Raw genomic sequence first — 9,223 nt, 5'->3', positions numbered from 1 at the left:
CTGGCTTCGCGGCACTCCTCGCTTAAGCGCCCCCTCGAAGTCGTAGGCCGGTTGGTTCATGTAATCGATCGCATCGTAGTAAACCCGGTAAAGCCCCTTCGCTTCCAATCCCGGATCCACGCGCAGCAGGTTGACGACGCTTCGAGTCATCACGTCCGCTCCGGCGAGCAGCACCACCGCCAGACAGACCTGAATCACAACCAGGCCATCGTGAAACAGCCGTTGCAAAAACCCGCCGCTGTGTTGTGGACCCGACTCCTTCAGCGTCTCGTTCACATTGATTCGTGCCGCCAGCCACGCCGGAGCGGTGCTGAACAAAACGCCGACCAGCGCCGACACGAAGCAGGCGATGCCGAGCACGCCCCAGTTCAAGCCAATGACGTTGATGCGCGGAAGCTGGGTCAGGTAAAACTGCTCCAGCGCTTTGATGCCGCCCCAGGCAAGGAAGATTCCCAGGGCCGCCGCCATTCCGGCGAGCGTGAAGCCCTCGATGAACAGTTGCCGCGCGAGGCGCAGCCGCCGGGCGCCAATGGCCATGCGAATACCGAACTCGCCGCGACGGGAAAGCGCGCGGGAAAGGAGAAGATTGGCGACATTGGCGCAGGCGATCAGCAACAGCGCCCCCATCATCGCCAACAGACACCAGACCGTTTTCTGCAGTTGCTCGCTGCTGAAACTATGCCGGGCCGGCATGGCCTGGATTGTCCACCTTTGGTTGGGTTCGCTCACCGACGGCGCGCGACGCGCGGCGACCGCGTCCAGCACTGATTGAAGCGAAGGCAGGTTGACACCTTCACGAAGCCTTGCAATCGGCTGCCACACTCTGTTTCTTGCCGCCCAATCGCTGCTGATCTCCTCGCCCGTAAACACATGGGGAATCCAGAACTGGCTGTATCCTGCGCCGAACGGGAATTGCACATTGGATGGCATGATGCCGATCACCAGGTGAGCCTTTCCATCCAATTCGATGCTTCGTCCGATCAGGCCCGGATCGGCCCCAAAGTACTGACGCCAGAATCCCTCACTGACCACAATCGTCGGCGCGCTTCCGTCGCGGCCTTCTCCGGCGAAGAATGTTCGACCTGCCAGGGGTCGCAGCTCGAGCAGGTCGAAGAAGTTGGGTGCCACGGTCGCGCCATGGAGTTTGACGACCTTTTCAGCGACCGGGAACTTCCTTTCCGCCGCTCCCTGGAAGCAGTAGGTCAGCGAATCAATCAGATTGGAGCAGGTGGTCAGCTCCTGGATCAACGGCGGAGAAGCGTTCCAGTGAGAATCATGCATGACATCTACTTCTGCCATTGTGATCAGCCGATCAGCGTTGCGGCCGGGAATCGGGTTCAATAACACCTTGTCGGCGACGCTGAACACGGCCGTCGTTCCGCCGATGCCCAGCGCGAGAATCAACACGGCCAGCAGCGACGAGCCCTTGTACTTTAGCAGTTGGCGAAAGGCGAATTTCAGATCATTCATAACGCAAAGCGTTCATCGGATCCACTTTTGTGGCCCGACGGGCGGGGATGTAACACGCCACCATCGCGACTGCGCCGAGCAGCAGCATCACGCCCAGGAACGACACGGGATCAGCAGCCCGCACCTGGAAAAGTTCGATCTGACTGCCGAGCATCCGGGCGACGCCGAAACTGGCAATGACTCCCACGACCAGCCCGAGGCCCACGAGCCTGCCACCGGTTTTGAAGATCAAACGGAGCACATCTCCGCGCCGGGCGCCGAGCGCCATGCGCACGCCGATTTCGTGCGTCCGGCGAGTCACCAGATAGGAAAGAACGCTGTAGATGCCGGCCAGCGCCAGCGCGAGACCGAGCGCCGCAAACAGACTGAACAACGCCATGATGAAGCGGGGTTGCGCGGTTCGAAAGCCCACTTCCTCCTCGAACGTGGTCGGGCCGTTGATCGGTTGTTCCTTGTCCATCTCGCGCACCTGCATTCGCAGGGCGTTCATGAGTGATTTCGGATCACCACGGGTGCGAAGGGCGAGAGTACGTCCCGGCGGCGCCAGAAGTGTGTAGGGCAAAAGAACCGCCGGTTGCGGGTCGTTTCGTAGATCGTCGTTGCGCGTGTTGCCCACCACACCGACAATCGTGACGTAAGGCGAGGAATTCGTCGGTGTGAGTACCGGACCTCCCGGCTTTTCCAACAAATCCAAACGGAGACGCCGACCGATGGGATTTTCTCCGGCCGCCCAGAATTTCACCGCCGCCTCGTTGATGACCGCGACGTTTTGCGAGCCTTTGATCTCCCGCTCCGTCAACATGCGTCCCTGCCGGAGCGGAACACCAACAGTGCTCAAGTAATCGGCACTGACCAGTTGCAGCATGATCTGGCGCGCCTCGGTATCCGTCTGGCCTTCGATGGCAAAGGCGGAGGAGGGTCCGCCGAAAGGAAGCCCGCCATTGCCGATCGTTACCGCCTGGACTCCGGGAAGATTTTTGGCGCGTTCCAGCAATTCTTCGGCAAAGCGATTGCGTTGATCCCAGGTCGCGTAATGTTTCGGTGGCAGGGGCAGGTTCACAGTCATCACCCGTTCGGGGCGAAAGCCCAGCTCAACTTTTTGCAACGCGACAAAACTCCGGATCGTCAGACCGGCACTGACGAGCAGCACCACGGACAAGGCCACCTCCGCAATCACCAGCAATGATCGCGTCTTTCCCCCGGCTGAAGCCGCGGAACCTCGCGACTCGTCCTTCAGCGCCTCGACCAGATTGGGCCGTGATGATTGAAGAGCGGGCACCAGCCCAAAGAGGATTCCGGTCACCACCGAGATGATCAGACTGAAAAATAAAACGTATCCATTGACCTCGATCCGGGCCTCGTTCGGAACGTAAAAGCCGGGCATCAACAACAGCATCAGGCGGGTGATCCAGAAGGCGAACAACAGGCCGAGCGCGCCGCCCAGCAGCGACACAAGAACACTCTCGGTCAACAACTGCCGCACTATCTGACTGCGTCCGGCGCCGATTGAAAGACGGATCGCCATTTCACGCGATCTCGACGTTGCGCGGGCAAGCTGCAGATTGGCCACGTTGGCGCAGGCGATCAACAGCAGGAATCCGACGGCGCCGAGAAGCAACTGCAGGCTTCGCTGCATCTCGCCACTGGCCGCCGTGATGTCCAGATAATTGGTCAGGCTCGTGGCAAACTCATCTTTGGGAAACCCGGACGGATTCATTTTTGCCAGCTCCAGTTGCAGAGCGTGCAACTGCTGTTGTGCGGCGGCGGATGAGACGCCCGGGCTTAATCGAATGATCGGGAAAACTCCCCGCTGATCACGTGAATCAATCCCCATGGGCAGCCAGACTCCGTCATCGGTCCACCATCCGAAACGCGGAGACATGACGCCAATGATGGTGTGCGGCTGATCGTCCAACCGCAGCGTTTTGCCGAGGATGTTGGTATCGTTGCCGAAGAGCTTTTGCCAGCGGCGGAAACTCAGCACCGTGACCAACTCCGGCTCGCCGGTCGGACGAATGTCCGACGGCTGGATCGTGCGGCCGAATAACGGTGGCACGCCGAGAAATTGAAACGCGTTGCCGGAAACGCGGATTGCGCGAATGCTTTCGGGATCAAATTCGCCCGTCAAAAGAACGTTTCCCGGACCCGTCGCCATGACATCTGAAAAGGCGGACAGCTTGGTCATTTGCAGATATTCATTCGGCCGGTAAGGACGCATTCTCTGGTTGGCGCTGGCACTGTGGAGGCCCGGCGTCCAGATTTCACCGGGCCTCGCGTAAGGATACGGGCTGATCAAGACGCCATAGACAACACTGAACAACGCCGTGGCGGCTCCGATACCAAGGGCCAGTGTGAGCACCGCCACGGCGGTGAATCCGGGATTCTTCTGCAACTGGCGAAAAGCAAATTTGAGATCATTCATGGCGCAATGCCTCCATTGGATCGACGCGAGCCGCCTTGCGCGCCGGCAGCCAACTCCCCGCAAGTGCGGCGATAGCGAGCACGCAGGGAACCAGGGCAAACGTAAGCGGATCGGTGGGGCTGATTTCGAAGAGGAGACTGCGCAGCATCCCGGTCAGCGCGTATGCAGCCGCCAAACCGAGCAAGATTCCTACGGCGGACAGTTTCATTGCCTGCCCCATGATCATGGCCAGCACCTGCTGTCGTTGCGCGCCCAGGGACATCCGCACACCGATCTCATGGTGTCGTTGAGCCACGGCGCAGGCCATCACTCCATAGACACCGACGAGCGCCAGAATCAGCGCGATTGTAGAGAAGACGGACAACAGCACGGTTTGCAGCCGCTGTTGAGTGGTTGATTCCTCCATCAGCGAAGACAGTGCCCTGACGAAGTAGAGCGGCTGCCGGGAGTCCAGGTCTGCCACGGCTTTGGTGAGTGCCGGGATCATCGCGGCAGGATCGCCCTTTGTCTTCAGCACGATCTGGCCGTTGGCCCAGCACCTCTGTGCCACGGGGAAATACATCTCCGGACCCGGGTTCGCGGTGATTCCCCGTTGCCGGGTATCGCGAATGATGCCGACAATCTCGGTGGGCCGGTCGCGATAGCTGTCCATGATGCGGAGCCGCTGGCCGATGGGTTCTTGATTTGGAAAGAAGACGCGGGTGAAAGATTCGTTCACGATGGCGACGAACGGCGCGTCCACCGAGTCGCGTCCATCGAAATGTCTTCCTCGAAGAAGCGTAATTCCCATCGTCTGGAAATAATTGGGGCTGACTTGCGAGTAGCCGGCCGCCTGCGGCTCCGAAGGTTTCGGCTCGGGCCGACCCAGCACGAAGACCTGAGAGCTTGCGCCAATGATCGTCAGTGGCATGCCCATGACCGACGCGGCGGATTCGACGCCTGGCAGGGCGGCGGCGCGTTCGACGACCCGGGCGAGAAACGCCTTGCGAAATGGCTCGCGTTCGCGGACGTCATTGCCGGGAAACCGGTCGTCCGGCATCGTGAGCGAGGCCGTAAGAATGTGGTCCGGTTGATAGCCCGGATCGAGCGTCCGAATGCGTCCAAAGCTGCGCAGCATCAGGGTCGCACCCACTACCAGCACGATGGCCAAACCAAGCTGAACCACGGCGAAGCTTCCGCGAAGCCACTGGCCCCGAGCTGACGTGGAACCGCGGGCCGTATCCTTCAAGACTTCTCCAAGGCTGATGCGAGAAGCGAACCAGGCCGGCGCGAGTCCGAAAGCGATTCCCGCGGCCAAGGTCACCAAGACGGCGAACACGGCCACTCCGCCGTCCAGTCGCACATTCTCCAACCGCGGCAATCCCGCGGCGCCCATCTTCAGCACTACGGCCAGGGCCCAATTTGCCAGAAACCAGCCGGCGAGCGCGCCGAGGCCAGCCAAAAGCAAACTCTCCAATACCAACTGACGGACGATGATCGAACGTCCGGCTCCGAGCGCTCCGCGAATGGCGAACTCGCGCGTTCGCACCGAGGCGCGGGCCAGCAACAGATTCGCGACGTTTGCGCAAGCGATGAGCAGGACGAAGCCAACGGCACCAAACAAGATGTAAAGGGACCGCGTCGATCCCCGCACGATCTGTTCTTGCAACGGGAACACCGTGACGCCCCAGCCGCGCGACAGCTCGTACTGGCCCGAGAGACGTCCGGCGATGACGTTCATTTCCCGGCGGGCCTGCTCCAGCGTTGCGCCGGGTTTGAGACGGCCGATCGCCTTGTAGTTGTGGCCACCGCGGTTCTCTATCTCGAAGGGTTGAAATGCCATGGACAGCCAGATATCCGCATCGATTCCTGCGAAGCGAAACTCCGCAGGCATCACGCCGATGATGGAATAAACATTGCCGTCCAACGTGATGCTTTTCCCGATCACGTCCCGGTTGCTCTGAAAGCGTTCCCGCCACAATTTGTGCGCCAATACCACCACGCGATTCCCACCAGACTTGTCCTCGTCCTCAGTGAAGCCACGTCCCAGCAGCGGTCGAACGCGCAGGAGCGGAAACAGGCTGGCCGACGCGCGCACGCCAAACAGCCGTGCGGGATCGCCCGTGCCGGTGAGATCAAATCCGCCGGGCTGGTAAGCGGCCAGATCCTCGAACACGGTGCTTTGTGCGCGCCAGTCTGTGAACGCCGGCGCACTCAGGGGCACGAAATCCTGTCCCTGTTCCCGATGGTTCTCGAACAACGCCACGAGACGAGACGATTCGGGATAGGGCAATGGTTTCAACAGTACGCCATTGATGATGCTGAAGATTGCGGTGTTGGCACCGATGCCCAGCGCGAGCGTGAGCACCGCCACCGCGGTGAAGCCGGGATTTTTCAGCAACTGGCGGAAGGCGAATTTGAGGTCTTTCATGCTTAATGGAATTTGCGAGCCATCATTCATTCCGCAGAGCCACCATCGGTTCGACACGAGCCGCCTTGCGCGCGGGCAACCAGCAAGCGAGCAGAGCTGTGATGACGAGAACCAGCGACACAGCGGCGAAGGTCGCGGGATCGGTTGGCGCGATTCCGTAGAGGAGGCCGCGGATGACGCGTGTGGATGCCAGCGCAGCGACGATGCCAATGGCAATGCCGGCAAGCGCCAGTTTCATCCCCTGCCCGATCACGAGCGAGAGCACGTGCCGCTTTTCCGCGCCAAGCGCCACGCGGACCCCGATCTCACGCTGGCGCTGTGTCACCAGATACGCCAACAGGCCGTAGAGACCGACCGCGGCCAGCAGCAGCGCCACGACGGCGAACAGACCCAGCAACCCGGCTTGCAGGCGCGGTTGCGCCACGGTTTCCGAAAGCAGGTCGTCCATCGTTCGAATCAATGGCGGCGGCAGATTCGGAATCACCGCTTTCGTCTCGCGCCGGATGGACTCGGCAAGCGCCGCCGGATCACGTGTCGTGCGCACCAAGATGGTCGGACTTTGCATCGGATATTGCCAGTAGGACTGATACACTTCCGGAACCACCTCGGGGTGCGGATGCAGCGACTTCACGTCGCTGACGATGCCGACGATTTCGCTCCACTCGGGCAGACCGTACACATTTGTCGCGTTCAACGGGGGCTGCTCGGTGCCAATCCTGAGGCGCTGTCCGATCGGGTCTTCATTCGGAAAGTAACGCCGGGCCAGCGTCTCGTTGATGAGCACCACGCCGGGCGACTCCAGCGCGTCGGCCTCGCTGATGTCGCGTCCTCGCTGCAGACGCGCGCCCAGAGCGCGGAGCCAGTCGGGCGTAATGCCCTTGAACTCCGCCGTCGGTTGTTCCTCCGGCTTGAGCATCGGCCGTCCACGAATAGAAATGGTTTGCGCCGGCGGCTGGTTCTGGCGTCGGAGCAGGCGGCTGCCGGCGCCCACGGCTTCAACGCCGGGCAAGGCGCGCAACCGTTCCATCAATTCACGCAACGGCACCTGCGGCCGCGTCGCGGTCGGGCGAACCCACGTCGTAAAGCCGGACACGGAGAAGTCGAGTTCCGCCGTCAGCAGATGTTCGGGCCGGAATCCGCGGTCCGCGCTCAGCATCCGGGAAAAGCTTTGCAACATCAATCCCGCGCCGGCCAGAAGCACCACCGACAACGCGACTTCCGCCACCACCAGCAGGTTGCGCGTCCGGCCCGCCGCCGTCCCCGCGGACGCCGCGCGTGTGCCTTCCTTCAACGCCTCGTTGAGGTCCGGCCGCGAGAACTGCCACGCAGGCGCAAGACCGAACAACACACCCGTAAACACAGAGACGCCCAAGGTGAACCCGAGCGCCGTGCGGTCGAGCGTCACCTCATCGAGGCGCGGGATGTAGCCGGGGCCGACCGCGACGAAGATTTGCACTCCCCACCAGCCGAGCAACACGCCGAGTCCGCCGCCGAGGACCGCCAGCGCGACGCTTTCGATCAGCAGTTGGCGCATCACGCGCCAGCGCCCGGCACCCAGTGCGAGGCGCAACGCGATTTCCTTCTGCCGCGCCGAGGCGCGTGCGAGCATCAGGTTGGCGACGTTCGCGCAGGCGATCAACAGCACGCCGACCACGACGCCCCACAACACCATCAACGCGGTCCGGAGGTTCCGCCCGAGCGCCTGCTGCAACAGGGGCACCACGGCGACTTCCGAACCGATCGATTGGCCGGGGTAGGCCTCTTTCAGACGCCCCTGTATCGCGCTGAGTTCACTCTGCGCCTGCGCCAGCGCGACGCCGGGCTTGAGTCGCGCAATGACGTTATGCCAGTGCGCCGAACGGCGCTCCGTGAGCGTCACGCCCATCCAGCCGAGTGGCAGCCACAGTTCACACCGGCCGGGCAGGCCGAAACCTGGCGGCATCACGCCGACGATCGCGTAATCGCGCCGGCCATACGTGTCCACAGTCAGCGTTTGTCCGAGGACATTCGAGTCGCCGCCGAAATGTCGCTGCCATAAACCGTAGCTGAGCACCGCGGCGCGATTGCCCTGTTTGAGATCTTCGTCGGGCAGTAGCGTGCGACCCAGGAGGGGCTTCGTGCCGAGCGTCGTGAACAAACTGGCCGAGGCATAACTCGCGCGGACCTTCGTCGTCGTGTCGCGCAACACGAGATTGAAGTCTTCGACCCCCTCCCAGCCCGGACTGACGGCGAGGTCTGCGAGCACGGTGTTTTGCGCGCGCCAATCGAGATAGTTCGGGCCACTGACCCGCTCCTGCTCGACGCCGCGTTGCGGGCTGCGCTCCCATAGTGTGACGAGCCGGTCCGGTTCCGGATACGGCAGCGGCCGGAGCATCACGCCATTGATGATGCTGAAGATGGCGGTGTTGGCCCCGATGCCGAGCGCGAGCGTGAGCACCGCCACGACAGTAAATCCGGGGTTCTTCAGCAACTGGCGGAGGGCAGACTTCAGATCGTTCATACTTTCGATTTAGGATCTGGATTCGCCAAGGGCGGCGTCGTTATCGGGATCCGAAGGCGTCCGCCATCCTTCGCGGCAGATCCGCGGAGACTGGACGCCCGCCTTCGGTGCAATTCGCATTTGTTCGTTGTCATTCCGTCGCCGGTTTTCCTTCGACGCTTTCTTCCACGATGCGTCCGTCAAACAGATGCACGTTGCGCTCGGCGTGCCGGGAGAACCTCGGATCGTGCGTGACCATGCAGATCGTTGCGCCTTCACGGTGCAATTCGCGCAGGAGTTCCATTACCGCCTCGCCGTTTTTCGAGTCGAGGTTCCCGGTGGGTTCATCCGCGAGCAAAATGGAGGGCTTGCCTCCGAGCGCGCGCGCGACCGCCACGCGCTGCTGCTGGCCGCCGGAAAGCTGCGACGGGTAATGGCCGGC

General features: G+C 62.0%; 5 protein-coding genes. All 5 read right to left on the bottom strand.

All coding sequences use genetic code 11. The annotated features are described in order from the left end of the window. Nucleotides 1-1,470 (bottom strand): ABC transporter permease (locus VN887_03115; protein HXT38991.1); only part of this gene is annotated, 1,470 nt, incomplete at its 3' end. After that, nucleotides 1,463-3,892 carry an ABC transporter permease gene (locus tag VN887_03110; protein HXT38990.1) on the bottom strand — a complete coding sequence of 810 codons (2,430 nt, stop codon included), beginning with the start codon at nucleotides 3,890-3,892 and terminating at the stop codon, nucleotides 1,463-1,465. The genes VN887_03115 and VN887_03110, both read right to left, overlap by 8 nt. Beyond that, nucleotides 3,885-6,302: an ABC transporter permease gene (locus VN887_03105; GenBank protein ID HXT38989.1), complete on the bottom strand. Its 2,418-nt coding sequence runs from the start codon at nucleotides 6,300-6,302 to the stop codon at nucleotides 3,885-3,887. The genes VN887_03110 and VN887_03105 overlap by 8 nt, the downstream gene beginning before the upstream one ends. Nucleotides 6,303-6,324: 22 nt before the next feature. Then, on the bottom strand, nucleotides 6,325-8,802 hold the full coding sequence (locus tag VN887_03100) for an ABC transporter permease (GenBank protein ID HXT38988.1): 2,478 nt from the start codon (nucleotides 8,800-8,802) through the stop codon (nucleotides 6,325-6,327). A gap of 130 nt (nucleotides 8,803-8,932) precedes the next feature. Next, the coding region (locus VN887_03095) for an ATP-binding cassette domain-containing protein (GenBank protein HXT38987.1) at nucleotides 8,933-9,223 on the bottom strand (291 nt) is incomplete at its 5' end.

This window comes from Candidatus Angelobacter sp., from assembly GCA_035607015.1.
Classification (GTDB): domain Bacteria; phylum Verrucomicrobiota; class Verrucomicrobiia; order Limisphaerales; family AV2; genus AV2.
This window is presented reverse-complemented; position numbering and strand designations above follow the sequence as displayed.

What these genes read in the sequence shown, in the direction of transcription:
- VN887_03110 (HXT38990.1), bottom strand. Translation starts at nt 3,892, where the DNA reads ATGAATGATCTCAAATTTGCTTTTCGCCAGTTGCAGAAGAATCCCGGA.
- VN887_03105 (HXT38989.1), bottom strand. Translation starts at nt 6,302, where the DNA reads ATGAAAGACCTCAAATTCGCCTTCCGCCAGTTGCTGAAAAATCCCGGC.
- VN887_03100 (HXT38988.1), bottom strand. Translation starts at nt 8,802, where the DNA reads ATGAACGATCTGAAGTCTGCCCTCCGCCAGTTGCTGAAGAACCCCGGA.